Raw genomic sequence first — 13645 nt, 5'->3', positions numbered from 1 at the left:
CACGGTGACCTGATCACCGACCAGCCGCACCGCTCAGTCCAATCCGAGTGCGCGGGCCGCAGCTGCCGGGTCGGTGGAGATCACGGGCGGGTCGATCTGGCGCTGCCCCAACGCGGTGGCGATGTCCTTCAGGCCGTTCCCGGTCACGGTGCACACCACCTGGGCGCCTTCGGGCACCGCGCCCGCCTCGGCGCGGGAGAGCAGACCGGCCACGCTCGCCGCGGAGGCCGGTTCGACGAAGATGCCCACCTCGCGGGCCAGGAGTTCCTGGGCAGCCAGGATCTGGGCGTCACTGACGGCGTCGATGCGCCCGCCGGAATCGTCCCGCGCCGCCACCGCCAGTTCCCAGGAGGCGGGGTTGCCGATCCGGATCGCGGTGGCCACGGTCTCCGGGTGCTCCACCACCTCCCCCTTGACCAGCGGAGCCGCGCCCTCGGCCTGGACGCCCCACATCTGTGGGGTGCGGGTGGCCAGGTCATCGCTGAGGTACTCCCGGTACCCCATCCAGTAGGCGCTGATGTTCCCGGCGTTGCCCACCGGGAGCACGTGGATGTGCGGGGCGTCCCCCAGGACGTCGACCACCTCGAAGGCAGCCGTCTTCTGCCCGTGCAACCGGTACGGGTTCACCGAGTTCACCAGGGCCACCGGGTAGGCCTGGGACAGGTGCCGCACGATCCGCAGGCAGTCGTCGAAGTTGCCGTCCACGGCCACCAGTTCGGCACCGTGCACGATCGCCTGGGCGAGTTTGCCCGCCGCGATCTTTCCGGCGGGCAGGATCACCGCGCAGCGCAGCCCGGCCCGGGCGGCGTAGGCCGCGGCGGAGGCCGAGGTGTTCCCGGTGGAGGCGCAGACCACCACCTCGGTGCCGGCGCTGGCTACTTTGCTCATCGCCATCGTCATCCCGCGGTCCTTGAACGACCCGGTGGGGTTGGCGCCCTCGACCTTGATGTGAACCTGGGCGCCGGTCGCGGCCGAGAGGCTCGGGGCCGGGACCAGCGGGGTACCACCTTCACCCAAGGTGATGACCGGATCCACGTCATCGATCGGCAGTCGCTCGGCGTACTCGGCGATCACGCCCCGCCACGGCTTGGCCATCAGTGTCCCTCCACGCGTAGCACCGAGGAGATCCTCAGCACGTCCTCGAGCCTATCGACTGCCTCGATCATCGCCTGCAGGGCCCGCTCATCGGCCAGATGGGTGATCAGCACCAGCGTCGCCTGGCCCTCCTCGGTGGCCGTCTGCCGCACGGTCTCCACCGAGACGTGCTGCTCCGACACGGTGGTAGCCAGCGTGGCCAGCACGCCGGGCCGGTCGCGCACCTCCAGGCGCACCTGGTAACGCGTCTGCACGTACTCGGCCGGCAGGGAGCGCAGCGCAGCGTAGTCGGACTCCGCCGGTGCACGCCCTCCGGTGGAGCGGTGGCGTGCCGCAGCGACCAGGTCACCCAGCACCGCCGAGGCTGTCGGCGCTCCACCGGCACCGGCGCCGTAGAACATCAGCGTGCCCGCACCTTCGGCCTGCACCAGCACGGCGTTGTAGGCCTCCCGCACATTGGCGAGGGGGTGGTCCAGCGGGATGAGCGCAGGGTGGACCCGCACCGCGACGCCGCGGGCGGTCTCGTCCTGACGCTGTTCGGCGATCGCCAGCAGTTTGAGCACGTGGCCGGAGTGCTTGGCCGCCGCGATGTCCGAGGGCGTGATGTCGCGGATCCCGGAGACCGCCACGTCATCGAGGTGGATACGGGAGTGGAAGGCCAGGGAGGCCAGGATCGCCGCCTTGGCCGCGGCGTCCAGCCCGTCGACGTCGGCGGTGGGGTCAGCCTCGGCGTAGCCCAGGGCTTTGGCCTGGGCAAGGGCCTCGTCGAAGTCGACGCCCGCGGTGCTCATCTGGTCCAGGATGTAGTTCGTCGTTCCGTTGACGATGCCCACGATGCGGCTGATGGAGTCTCCAGCCAGGGACTCGCGCACCCCGCGCACCACCGGCACCGCACCGGCCACCGCAGCCTCGAAGAACAGGTCCGCCTCGGCGGCATCGGCGGCCTCGAACAACTCCGGGCCGTGGGTGGCCAGCAGCGCCTTGTTCGCCGTGACCACGCCGGCACCGCGGCGCAGCGCGGCCACGATGAGGCTGCGCGCCGGTTCGATACCGCCCATCAACTCCACCACGAGGTCGGCCGACTCGACCGCTGCCCGGGCATCGGTGCCCAGCAACTCCGTCGGCACCACCGGGTCTCGCGCGAGGGTGGTGTCACGCACGATGATCGCACTGATCTCCATGCGGGTCCCGCTGCGGGCAGCCAGTTCCTCGGCCTGCGTGCGCAGTCCCCGGACCACCTCGGTGCCGACCGTTCCGCAGCCCAGCACGGCGACCCGCAGGACTGGTTCTGACGCGATGGTGTCCATGATCTCCTCTCGGCGGTGACGGACTCACCCTAAGGGGCGCCGTGGCAGGCCCGTGGTGCTGACCGATGCGTGGACGGGTGGACGGGGAGGAGAGGCTGGTGCCGGCTCAGCCCACGTCGAGTGCGAGCAGGTCGGCCACGCTCTCGCGGCGCACGATCTCGCGCGCCGTCCCGTCCTGCACCGCGACCACACCGGGTCGGGGCACCAGGTTGTAGTTGGAGGCCATTGAGCGTCCGTAGGCTCCGGTGACCGGAACCGCGAGCAGGTCCCCGCGGCTGATCCCGGCCGGCAGCCTCACCTCACGCACCACGATGTCCCCGCTCTCGCAATGCATACCCACCACACGGGCCACCACGGTCTCGCCGGGGATGTCCCGGCTGACCACCTGTGCGTGGTAATCGGCCCCGTACAGGGCCGGGCGCAGGTTATCGCTCATCCCCCCGTCGACCGAGACATAGAGCCTGGTGGTGCCTTCCTCGGTGCGCACCGGTTTGCACGTGCCGACCCGGTACAGAGTCAGCATCGCCGGGGCGATGATCGCCCGCCCGGGCTCGAAGGAGATCGCCGGGGCGGGCAGGCCGTCCCGGGAACTCTGGGAGCGCACCACCTCGGCGAGTTCACCGGCGGCGGCGGTGATGTCCAGTTCCTGGTCCCCGGGCGTGTAAGCCACTCCGAAGCCACCACCAAGATCCACCTCGGGCATCACGTATTCGTGGTCGGCGGCGAAGTCGGCGCGTAGGCCCAGCAGTGCCTGGGCGGCAGCGGCGAATCCAGCGCTGTCCAGGATCTGGGAGCCGATGTGGGAGTGCAGGCCGAGCAGGCGCAACGAGGTGTTGACGGCGATGGTCTCCAGCGCCCGGCGGGCCGCACCGGTGGCCAGCGACAGCCCGAACTTCTGGTCCTCGTGCGCGGTCGCGATGAAGTCGTGCCCGCCGGCGTGCACTCCGGTGGTCACCCGCACCAGGACGCCCTGGCGCACTCCGTGCGCGGCGGCTACCTGTGCGACGCGCTCGATCTCCTCCAGTGAGTCCACGACGATACGTCCCACACCGGAGCGCACCGCCAGGTCAAGTTCGTCGTCGGACTTGTTGTTCCCGTGCAGACCGAGCCGGGTGGGCGGCACCTGCGCCTTCAGCGCGGTGGACAGTTCCCCCAGGCTCGCCACGTCCACCGCCAATCCTTCCTCGTGCACCCAGCGCAGCACCGCGGTGGAACTGAAGGCCTTGGAGGCGTAGTAGACGTCCACCTCGATGCCCTGCGGGGCGAAGGCGCCGGTGAGGGCGTCGCGGTAGCGCCGGGCCCGCTCCCGCAGCGTGGCGACGTCCAGCACGTATGAGGGTGTGCCGAACTCCTGGGCGATGTCAACTAGCGCAACCCCGTCCACGGACCACGCCCCCTCGGTCACGGTGGTGCGGGACGGCCACAGGTGGGCGTCAGGTGGTGTGCTCACAGGTTCTCCGGTGCGGTCAGGCCCAGTTCCCGCAGGCCGGTGCGTAGCACCAGACCGGTGGCACAGGCCAGGGCGAGGTTGAGTCGGTAGGTATCCATGATGGGGGCATCAGGGGTGATCGAGCCACGGGGTGTGGCCCGGGAGTGGGCGAACCAGTCGGTGAACGCGTCCGTGATCTGCCGGAGGTTGGACACCACCGGGGCGCCACGGTTCTGAAGGCGGGCGCGATGGCGGGCCAGGTGGGCGGCCGCCAGGGCCAGCAGCAGCGCGCGGGTGCGGGCGTCCTCGGTGCGGGTGTGCGCCAGGTCCCGCCAGATCCCTGCCAGCACCCCGGGCGGTACGTTGCCGGCCGGGTCCTCGGGCGCAGGCAGCACCCCGTGGTCGACGCCCTGGCGCAGCAGCATCGCGGTGCGGGCATGGGCACGACGTACCGGGTAGAGCCGGCCGGGCATGAGTTCGACTCCGCCACCGGCGCGAGCCAGTGCCGCCGAGCGCCTGGCCCGCTCGGAGTCGGCCGGCGGCGGGGCCGGCGGTGGCGGTGTCCGTCCGGTGAGGACGTCGGCCACGACCTGACCGCGAGCGGTGGTGGTCAGGGTGAGGAAGAGCCGGCCATCCTCCCAGGTCGCCCACTGCACGACCGGCAGGTCCAGCACCGACCCCACTGGTCGCGGCGGTAGCACCAGGGTCGCCCAGTCGCCCCGATCGGCAGGTGCGCGCACCAGCACCAGATCGTCACGATCGAGCGCCGCGGCCACCTGGGCGGTCAGGTCCTCCTGCCACACAACGTCAGATCGAGACCCACAGGTAGAAGTCCCAGGTGGATTCGGCCGGTCCGTTCAGGTGCCGCACCACGCCGGTGTCGTCCCACCAGATCACCTCGATCTCGGATCCGTCCTGCCACATGTGGAAGACGCCGTACGCGAGGTCGTCCTCAACCTCGGAGTCATCCTCGATGCGCCAGACCTCGCCGGTCTCATCGGCGGGGCCGCGTTCGTCCACCAGCCCCTCGGCGGTGGTGACCGCCTCGTCGAGGTCATCGAACAGCGCGGCCCACATGGTCAGCGACTCGTCGGCATCTGAGGTGAAGTCGGCGGTGTAGGCCTCGGCCGGGCTGGCCCCGCCGAGTTCGTGGTCGGACCAGCCGGCCTCGTCGATGGTCCACTGGGAGTTCTCTGCGTCCACCACGGTGGCGTGCTGGTTCAGGTGGTCGTACAACTCCCCACCGGTGGGCTCGGTCTCGGGTTCGTCACGGGCGTCGTCCTCGGCCGCGCCCTCCTCGCCGGCGTCCCCCTCGTCGGCGCTACCTTCGTCGGCGCCCTCACCCGTATCGGTGTCGGCCGGTTCAGGCTGGTCCCCCGCCTCGGGAGCCTGCGTGGTCTCCTCGGTCCCGGAGCCTACGGCCGGGTCCTCGTCATCGCCGCCGGCGAGGCTCACAGCGGCGAAGACCAGGCCAGCGAGCACCAGTACGGCCACGATCACCCCGACCACGATCAGTGCGGGCGACCGACGGCGTTGCTGCGGGCCGGACGCTCCGCCGTAGCCGGCCTGCTGCGCATAGCCGGGCTGCTGGCCGTAGCCGGGCTGCTGCGCATAGCCGGGCTGCTGGCCGTAGCCGGGCTGATAGCCGGGCTGCTGGCTGTGGGCAGGCTGCTGCGCATAGCCGGGCTGCTGGCCGTAGCCGGGCTGCTGGCCGTCACCCGGCTGAGCCTCACCCGACGACGGGAAGGAGCGCGTGGGCTGGTCAGCTGCGGGATGACCGAAGGACTGGGTGGGGTGATCAGAACCCTCCGGTCCGCTACCGGGTCCCTGCTCGGGCGGTTGGGTCATCGCGGCAACTCCTCGGTGCGATCAAACGGTGGTTCTCGTCAATACAGCACGGTTCTCATCGTAAGGGCAGCCCGCTGCGGGGCGGCCTCAGGTGTGACCCCGGACGCACCTTGCCCTGCGGTTCGGTCTCACCCCGTCAGTGCTGATAGCCTCTCGTCTCGGCGACCACGCCCCCGTAGCTCAGTGGATAGAGCGTCTGCCTCCGGAGCAGAAGGCCACAGGTTCGAATCCTGTCGGGGGCACCAGCACTTGGTGTCAGGGCCACCCAGTCGTCGCTCAGTCGCATTGCCGGGCCGTTCGGGCTTTCGGGACCACTCAGTCCTGGGCGCAGGCCATCGTCTCGGAGTTCAGCGGCAGCGCGCCCTGCTGGTTCAACCAGACGTTCGGGTCCACCGTGGTCAGATTCTGATCCACGTGGATCTCCAGGTGCAGGTGCGGCCCGGTGGAGTTGCCATAAGAGCCCACCGCACCGATCACCTCGCCCGCAGCCACCTGCTGGCCCACGTTGACGTAGACGCCGTTGGGGTACATGTGCACGTACCAACTCCACACCGGAGCACCGTTGATCTCGTGCTCGATGATCACCAACATTCCGCTGCGCCCGTCCCGGCCCGCACCGGCATGGGTCACCACGCCGTCGGCAATGGCATGGATCGGGGTCCCCACCGGTGCGGCGAAGTCCAGCCCGGTGTGTTCGGAGTAGCGCCCGAAGATGGGGTGGATCCGGTAGCCGTAGTGGGAGGTGAGCCGGTAACTGCCATCGGACAGCGGTCGCACCAGGTCCACCTCGCTGGAGGAGGACTCCGCGGCCAGGGTTCCGTTCGCCTCCACCGCCGACACCCCGCAACCGGGGGCACCGCGCTCGGCCAGGTTGCGACTGGCGGCCACCAGCGCCCGGCTGGAGGCCTCCGGGTCGGCGAGCAGCGCCGTCGTCGCGTGCGCGCCGGACTCCGAGGGCACATCGCTGACCAGGGTGTCCAGCGCACTGGCGTCGGCCAGCATCGCCGGCCGATCCTCCTCGACCTCGACCTGAGGCAGCACCACGCCCGTGGCCGGGACCACCCAGGTAGCCAAGCCCAGCGCGGTGAGCACGGCCAATCGACCCATCCACCGCCCTGCAGGGCGGTGCGGCCGGTTCCTCCGGGCGGCCTCGACCCGGGCCTGCTCGCGCAACTGGCGTCGGGTCAGCGCGGTCTCGTTCGACACACGCTTGGCAGTCACACAGTCTCCGGCGGCACGGCGGGGATACAGGAACATCGGGCGGTGCGCAAACGCACCGCGAGCCACTATAACGGTACGGACACGGTGCCGGGGCAACGTTGCCGGCTTCCGCTGTGGAAGTCGCCACACCTGTGGACAATTCCTTCACAACCCGCATCACCCCTGCCCGGGCGCACGGTTCACCCCCTCGCGCGGGGATGTGTGACAGAGTTTGGCCATGCCTGGCACGACAGCGACCGTGGCCCTGATCATCGAGGACGAGACGGAGATTGCCGCCCAGATCGCCCACCGGCTGGAAGCCGAAGGGTGGCAGGTGCACGTGGCCCACGACGGCCACGCCGGGGTCGAGCGCGCCCGCGAGGTGCGCCCGGACATCATCGTGCTGGATGTGATGCTGCCCGGCATCGACGGCCTGGAGGTGTGCCGCCGGATCCAGTCCGACCACCACGGTGAGTCGGCACCGGGCGCCCCGATCCTGATGCTCACCGCCCGCGACGATGAGACCGACATGATCATCGGTCTGGGAGTGGGCGCCGATGACTATATGACCAAACCATTCTCGATGCGTGAGTTGCTCGCCCGGCTCAAGGTGCTGCTGCGCCGGGTGCAGCGGGCCCGCAACGCGGCGGTGAACAGTTCCGCCGAACCTCCGATCCAACTCGGCGACGTGCGGATCGACCGCGCCTCGCGCCGGGTGCAGCGGGGCGGGGAGCCGGCGCATCTGACCCCCACCGAGTTCGACCTGTTGGTCTGCCTGGCCACCCAACCGGGCACCGTCCTGTCCCGCGAGCGCCTGCTCGCCGAGGTGTGGGACTGGGCCGACGCCTCGGGCACGAGGACCGTGGACTCTCACGTCAAAGCGCTGCGGCGGAAGTTGGGTGCGGACCTGATCCGCACCGTGCACGGCGTCGGCTACTCCTTCGAGCCCACCGGTGGTTGAGGCGCCACCGTGAACACCTCGAGCCTGCGGCACGCGCGTTCCACCGAGGTGACCTGGTGGCGACGGTTCACCACCGCGCTGGCCGAGTTGCGTCCGCTGGACCCGATGCGCTCGATCAAGATGAAACTGATCGTGATCATCGCTGCCACGGTGGTGATGTTCACGCTGGTGACCTGGGTGGGTATCCGGTTCGATTTCGGGGTGCTGCGCACCTTCCCGGTGGCCCTGGTCTCCTCCTTGCTCATCACCCAGATCCTGGCGCGAGGGATGACCCGGCCGCTGCGCGAGATGACTGCCGCTGCCCGGGCGATGGCACGTGGGGAATACAGCACCCGGGTGCACACCGACAGCCAGGACGAGGTCGGCGAACTCGCCGCCGCCTTCAACTCGATGGCCACCGAACTGCACACCCTGGACAGCCAGCGACGGGAGATGGTGGCCAACGTCTCGCACGAGTTGCGCACCCCCGTCGCCGCCCTGCGCGCGCAACTGGAGAACATGGCCGACGGGGTGGTGCCGGCCGACGGTCCGGCGCTGGAGGCCACGCTGACCCAGTTGGAACGGCTGTCCAGGCTAGTCACCTATCTGCTGGACCTGTCCCGCCTGGAAGCAGGCGCCGTGAACCTGGATCTGACCGATGTGACCGTGCAAGACCTGCTCCAGGAGGTGGCGGACCAGGCCCGTCACGCCGCCGCGCAGCACACCCGTGAACTGACCTGGCAGGTGCGCACCACCCCGGAGGACCTGCGCTTGCGCGCCGACGTGGAACGCCTGCGGCAGGTCCTGTCCAACCTGGTCGCCAACGCCTCCCGGCACTCCCCCGACGGTGGCCGGATCCAACTGCTGGCGCGGTACGGCAGCGCCGGCGACGAGGTGGTGATCGATGTGACCGACGAGGGCGAGGGTATTCCGAAGGCGGACCGGGTCAAGGTCTTCGAACGATTCGAACGCGGCAACGCCCCCGACCAGCGTGTCGGTGAGTCCACCGGCGGCACCGGTCTGGGCCTTGCCATCGCCCGCTGGGCTGTCGACCTGCACGGCGGCACCATCGCCATCGCCGACTCCACCCCGCCGCTGGGCACCACGGTCCGGGTTCGGCTGCCCACCACGGGACCTTCCTCGGCCCGCAGCACCTGGCCCGGGCCGAGGTGATTTCCACACCAGCCGTCGACCCCATCGAGCGTGATCGCTGACTCGATGTTGACCGGCTCTTGAACAGCCGGGTCGACATCGGCTCGATCCCGAGATTTCCGTGTGCTCCACGGCACTTTGACGACGTTCCCCGGGACCTCGTCGCTTAGGCTTGGGGGTGTTCATCAACACACTCATCGTTGTGGAAGAGGGCGATCCCCGCGTGTCCGAGCAGGCCCCAGCAAACCCCGCGCTGAGCGCGGAATCCTTCGGCGGAAACGAATGGCTCATCGAAGAGCAGTTCGCCAAGTACAAGAAGGACGCCTCCCTCGTCGATCCCGCTTGGCGGAAGTTCTTCGCGTCCTACCGTGATGAGGACGCGAGCGCGGACAACGGCACCGACGGCGCGCCCGCAGCCGACGGCGCGGACGACGCCGAACGGTCCGAGTCCGGCACCGACGAGACCGGCAGGGCCGCGTCCGGTCGCGACGAACCCGCCCGGCAGGCCAGGGCCGCCCGGGCCGTCGCCGAGCCCGCACCGGACCCCGCACCGGTGGACGCCGAGGCACACTCGGCCGACTCGGTGCAGGCCGAGAAGACCGACGCCTCGGGCACCCAGGTCCCCGCCGACCTGCCCCCGGCCGCTCCCGAGGTGACCGCCGTGGCCGCCACTGCCACCTACACCTCGGCACCCACCGCCGGTGGTCCGCGGAGCACGGGCGGCGATGACGAGGCCTCCCGGCTGCGTGGGGCCGCGGCCCGCGTGGTCACCAACATGGAGTCCTCGCTGACCGTCCCCACCGCCACGAGCGTGCGCTCCATCCCGGCGAAGTTGATGGTCGACAACCGGATCGTGCTGAACAACCATCTGCAGCGCGGCCGGGGCGGGAAGGTCTCCTTCACCCACCTGATCGGGTTCGCGATCGTCGAGGCACTGGCGGACATGCCCGAGATGAACGCCGGCTACCGCGAGGTGGACGGCAAGCCCGGGATCGTCAACCCGGCCAACGTCAACTTCGGCCTGGCGATCGACCTGCCCCGCCCGGACGGCACCCGCCAACTCCTGGTGCCCTCGATCAAGGGCGCGGAGCAGATGAACTTCGCCGAGTTCTGGCTCGCCTACGAACAACTGGTTCGCAAGGCCCGCGACGGGAAACTGACGGTGGAGGACTTCACCGGCACCACCATCACCCTGACCAACCCCGGAACCATCGGCACCGAGCACTCGGTACCGCGGCTGATGCAGGGCCAGGGCACCATCATCGGCGTGGGCGCCATGAACTATCCGGCCGAGTTCCAGGGCGCCTCGTCCGAGACCCTGGCCCGGATGGGCATCTCCAAGACGATGACCCTGACCTCCACGTACGACCACAGGATCATCCAGGGCGCCCAGTCCGGTGACTTCCTGCGGATCGTTCACTCCAAGCTGCTCGGTGAGGACGGCTTCTACGACCGCGTCTTCGCGTCGTTGCGCGTCCCCTACGAGCCGGTCCGCTGGACCACCGACATCGCCGGTACCGAGGACGACGAACTCACCAAGCCGGCCCGGATCGCCGAGTTGATCCACGCCTTCCGGTCCCGCGGCCACCTGATCGCCGACACCGACCCGCTGGCCTACCGCCAGCGCAAGCACCCCGACCTGGACGTGCAGAACCACAACCTGACCCTGTGGGACCTGGACCGGACCTTCCCCACCGGCGGCTTCGGTGACAAGGCCCGGATGCCGCTGCGCGACATCCTCGGACTGCTGCGCAACTCCTACTGCCGCACCATCGGCGTGGAGTACATGCACCTGCACGATGGCGCCCAGCGCCGCTGGTTGCAGCGCCGCCTGGAGTCGGGCTGGACCAAGCCGGTCGGAGCCGAGCAGCGCCAGATCCTGCGCACCCTCAACGCCGCCGAGGCGTTCGAGACGTTCCTGCAGACCAAGTACGTGGGTCAGAAGCGCTTCAGCCTCGAAGGTGGCGAGTCCCTGATCCCGATGTTGGACCGGATCCTGCAGCGCGCCGCCCAGGAGGGCCTGGACGAGGTGGCCATCGGGATGCCGCACCGAGGCCGGATGAACGTGCTGGCCAACATCGCGGGCAAGTCCTACCGGCAGATCTTCGCCGAGTTCGAGGGCAACCAGGACCCGCGCACCGTGCAGGGCAGCGGTGACGTCAAGTACCACCTGGGCACCGAGGGCACCTACACCGCCGTGGACGGGGAGACCACCAAGGTCTACCTAGCTGCCAATCCCTCCCACCTGGAGGCGGTCAACGGAGTCCTGGAAGGTGTGGTGCGGGCCAAGCAGGACCGGATCGACATGGGCGGCTCGGGCTTCTCGGTGCTACCGGTCCTGATCCACGGTGACGCCGCGTTCTCCGGCCAGGGCGTGGTGACCGAGACCCTCCAGCTCGCCCAGTTGCGCGGCTACCGCACCGGCGGCACCGTGCACATCCTGATCAACAACCAGGTCGGCTTCACCGCCGGCGCCTCCTCCACCCGGTCCACGCTCTACGCCACCGACGTGGCCAAGGGTCTGCAGGTGCCGATCTTCCACGTCAACGGTGATGACCCGGAGGCGGTGGCGCACGTCGCGGCGCTGGCCTTCGACTACCGCCAGGAGTTCAACCGCGACGTCATCATCGACATGGTGTCCTACCGCCGCCGCGGGCACAACGAGGGTGATGACCCCTCGATGACCCAGCCGGTGATGTACTCCCTGATCGAGGACAAGCGCTCGGTGCGCACCCTGTTCACCGAGGCGCTGGTGGGACGCGGTGACCTCACCGAGGAGGAGGCCGAGGAGTTCCTCGCCGACTACCGCAAGGAGTTGGAGCGGGTCTTCACCGAGTCGCGCAACGCCGAGAACTCCGATGACCCGACAACGGTGGCCGGCCTGGAGCGTCCGGAGTCCCAGCAGGAGGACGCCGGGGTGATGGTCGGCTGGCAGACCGCCGTGCCGGCCAACCTGCTGGCCCGCGTCGGTGAAGCGCACACGCGCCCGCCGGAGGGCTTCACGGTGCACCCGAAACTGGACAAGCTGTTGCAGCGGCGGGCCAAGATGGCCACCGAGGGCAACGTGGACTGGGCCTTCGGGGAGTTGATGGCCTTCGGGTCGCTGCTCCTGGAGGGCACCCCGGTTCGCCTGGCCGGTCAGGACTCCCGCCGCGGCACGTTCGTGCAGCGGCACGCGGTCCTGCACGACTACCACACCGGTGCGGAGTGGACCCCGCTGATGTATCTGGCCGCCGACCAGGCCAAGTTCTGGGTGCACGACTCCCTGCTGAGTGAGTACGCGGCACTGGCCTTCGAGTACGGCTACTCGGTGGAGCGGCCCGATGCCCTGGTGCTGTGGGAGGCCCAGTTCGGTGACTTCGTCAACGGTGCCCAGATCGTCATCGACGAGTTCATCTCCTCCGCGGAGCAGAAGTGGGGCCAGAATTCCTCGGTGGTGCTGCTCCTGCCGCACGGGTACGAGGGCCAGGGGCCGGACCATTCCTCGGCTCGGATCGAGCGCTTCCTGCAACTCGGCGCCGAGGACAACATGATCGTTGCCCAGCCCTCCACCCCGGCCAACCACTTCCATCTGCTACGGCGCCAGGCCTACCAGCGCCCGCGTCTGCCCCTGGTGGTGTTCACCCCCAAGCAGTTGCTGCGGCTGCGGGCGGCGACGTCCCAGGTGGAGGACTTCACCACCGGCACCTTCCGCCCGGTGATCGGCGATGAGCACATCGACGCCGCCAAGGTGGACCGGGTGATGCTGTGCAGCGGACGTATCTACTACGACCTGCTCGCGCGCCGGATCAAGGAGAACGACGACCGCACCGCGCTGGTACGGGTGGAGGAGCTCTACCCGCTGCCGGCCGAGGAGATCGCTGCCGAACTCGACCGCTACGGCGACGCCGAACTGCTCTGGGTGCAGGACGAGCCGCGCAACCAGGGCGCGTGGAACTACCTGTACGTGAACCTTCCCGAGGCGGTGCCCGCAGTGGCGCAGCGGGGTATCCGGGGCGTCACCAGGCCGGAGTCGGCGGCACCGTCCACCGGCTCGGGCAAGGTGCATGCGCGCGAGCAGGAGACACTGCTGGACGAAGCCTTCACCCGGTGAGCACACGGATCTGCATCGTCGGGGACGAGTTGGTCGCCGGAGTCGGCGATGCCCGCGGCATGGGGTGGGTCGGCCGGGTGGCCGCCCGCACCCGCGCCGAGGAGCCACCGGCGTTCTTCACCCTGGCCGTACCCGGGGAGACCAGCACGGCCCTGGCCGGTCGGTGGGAGAGCGAGTGCAACCGCCGGTTCGGCAAGGAGCCCGGCCACCTGGTGGTGGCGCCGGGGTGCGCTGACCTGGAGCACGGGATCTCCCTGGCCCGGAGCCGGCTGAACCTGGCCAACGTCCTCGACGACGCGGCCTCCCGCGCCATCCCGACCTTCGTCGTCGGGCCTCCCCCGCGTCCGGGAGCGTCCGAGACCGGGCTTGCCGGGTTGTCCGAAGCCTACGCCGACGTCTGTGGGCGGCGGCGGGTGCCCTACGTGGAAACGTTCGCGCCGCTGCGTGCCCACGAGCAGTGGCAGGCAGACGTCGCCGCCGGGGACGGCGTGCACCCCGGCCAGGCCGGCTACGGGCTGCTGGCCTGGCTGGTGTTGCACAACGGCTGGCACTCCTGGCTGGGCCTGCCCGAGGAGAACTGA

At 69.8% G+C, this 13645-nt stretch carries 10 protein-coding genes and 1 tRNA gene; 5 read left to right on the top strand and 6 right to left on the bottom strand.

What is annotated here, in order from left to right:
• Window positions 1–33: 33 nt before the first annotated feature.
• The 5 genes from thrC to ACO0LU_RS03830 form a co-directional block, all read right to left on the bottom strand.
• Entirely contained in the window at window positions 34–1095 is a 1062-nt protein-coding gene (gene thrC / locus ACO0LU_RS03850) for a threonine synthase (protein WP_424790089.1), read from the bottom strand.
• The gene (locus tag ACO0LU_RS03845; RefSeq protein ID WP_424790088.1) at window positions 1095–2402 is read right to left on the bottom strand and encodes a homoserine dehydrogenase; all 1308 of its coding nucleotides are present in this window, start codon (window positions 2400–2402) and stop codon (window positions 1095–1097) included. The genes thrC and ACO0LU_RS03845 overlap by 1 nt, the downstream gene beginning before the upstream one ends.
• 106 nt (window positions 2403–2508) lie before the next feature.
• Window positions 2509–3852, bottom strand: a complete 1344-nt coding sequence (gene lysA, locus ACO0LU_RS03840; protein WP_424790087.1) for a diaminopimelate decarboxylase — start codon at window positions 3850–3852, stop codon at window positions 2509–2511.
• On the bottom strand, window positions 3849–4634 hold the full coding sequence (locus tag ACO0LU_RS03835) for a hypothetical protein (protein WP_424790086.1): 786 nt from the start codon (window positions 4632–4634) through the stop codon (window positions 3849–3851). The genes lysA and ACO0LU_RS03835 overlap by 4 nt, the downstream gene beginning before the upstream one ends.
• Before the next feature lie 4 nt (window positions 4635–4638).
• The gene (locus ACO0LU_RS03830; RefSeq protein ID WP_424790085.1) at window positions 4639–5679 is read right to left on the bottom strand and encodes a hypothetical protein; all 1041 of its coding nucleotides are present in this window, start codon (window positions 5677–5679) and stop codon (window positions 4639–4641) included.
• A 169-nt stretch (window positions 5680–5848) separates the two neighbouring features.
• Here ACO0LU_RS03830 and ACO0LU_RS03825 point away from each other — a divergent pair.
• Window positions 5849–5924, top strand: a tRNA-Arg gene (locus tag ACO0LU_RS03825).
• Between the two features lie 70 nt (window positions 5925–5994).
• Here the strand turns inward: ACO0LU_RS03825 and ACO0LU_RS03820 are convergent.
• Window positions 5995–6900, bottom strand: coding sequence for a M23 family metallopeptidase (locus ACO0LU_RS03820; RefSeq protein WP_424790084.1), 906 nt, complete (start codon window positions 6898–6900; stop codon window positions 5995–5997).
• Between the two features lie 217 nt (window positions 6901–7117).
• On the opposite strand from ACO0LU_RS03820, the gene ACO0LU_RS03815 reads away from it, so the two are divergent.
• The 4 genes from ACO0LU_RS03815 (at window position 7118) to ACO0LU_RS03800 (ending at window position 13645) form a co-directional block, all read left to right on the top strand.
• Window positions 7118–7840 carry a response regulator transcription factor gene (locus tag ACO0LU_RS03815; protein ID WP_424788596.1) on the top strand — a complete coding sequence of 241 codons (723 nt, stop codon included), beginning with the start codon at window positions 7118–7120 and terminating at the stop codon, window positions 7838–7840.
• 9 nt (window positions 7841–7849) lie between these two features.
• Window positions 7850–8992: a sensor histidine kinase gene (locus ACO0LU_RS03810; protein WP_424790083.1), complete on the top strand. Its 1143-nt coding sequence runs from the start codon at window positions 7850–7852 to the stop codon at window positions 8990–8992.
• Between the two features lie 232 nt (window positions 8993–9224).
• Window positions 9225–13064, top strand: a complete 3840-nt coding sequence (locus ACO0LU_RS03805) for a multifunctional oxoglutarate decarboxylase/oxoglutarate dehydrogenase thiamine pyrophosphate-binding subunit/dihydrolipoyllysine-residue succinyltransferase subunit (protein ID WP_424790189.1) — start codon at window positions 9225–9227, stop codon at window positions 13062–13064.
• The gene (locus tag ACO0LU_RS03800) at window positions 13061–13645 is read left to right on the top strand and encodes a GDSL-type esterase/lipase family protein (protein ID WP_424790082.1); all 585 of its coding nucleotides are present in this window, start codon (window positions 13061–13063) and stop codon (window positions 13643–13645) included. The genes ACO0LU_RS03805 and ACO0LU_RS03800 overlap by 4 nt, the downstream gene beginning before the upstream one ends.

Source organism: Pseudactinotalea sp. Z1748 (genome assembly GCF_049725185.1).
In the GTDB taxonomy this organism is placed as follows: domain Bacteria; phylum Actinomycetota; class Actinomycetes; order Actinomycetales; family Beutenbergiaceae; genus CALKWS01.
The sequence above is the reverse complement of the archived record's forward strand: the minus strand, read 5'-3'. Positions and strand labels throughout refer to the sequence as shown.

Excerpts from the sequence above, each read along its gene's own strand:
- thrC (WP_424790089.1), bottom strand. The coding sequence starts at position 1,095 with ATGGCCAAGCCGTGGCGGGGCGTGATCGCCGAGTACGCCGAGCGACTG.
- ACO0LU_RS03845 (WP_424790088.1), bottom strand. The coding sequence starts at position 2,402 with ATGGACACCATCGCGTCAGAACCAGTCCTGCGGGTCGCCGTGCTGGGC.
- ACO0LU_RS03830 (WP_424790085.1), bottom strand. The coding sequence starts at position 5,679 with ATGACCCAACCGCCCGAGCAGGGACCCGGTAGCGGACCGGAGGGTTCT.
- ACO0LU_RS03815 (WP_424788596.1), top strand. The coding sequence starts at position 7,118 with ATGCCTGGCACGACAGCGACCGTGGCCCTGATCATCGAGGACGAGACG.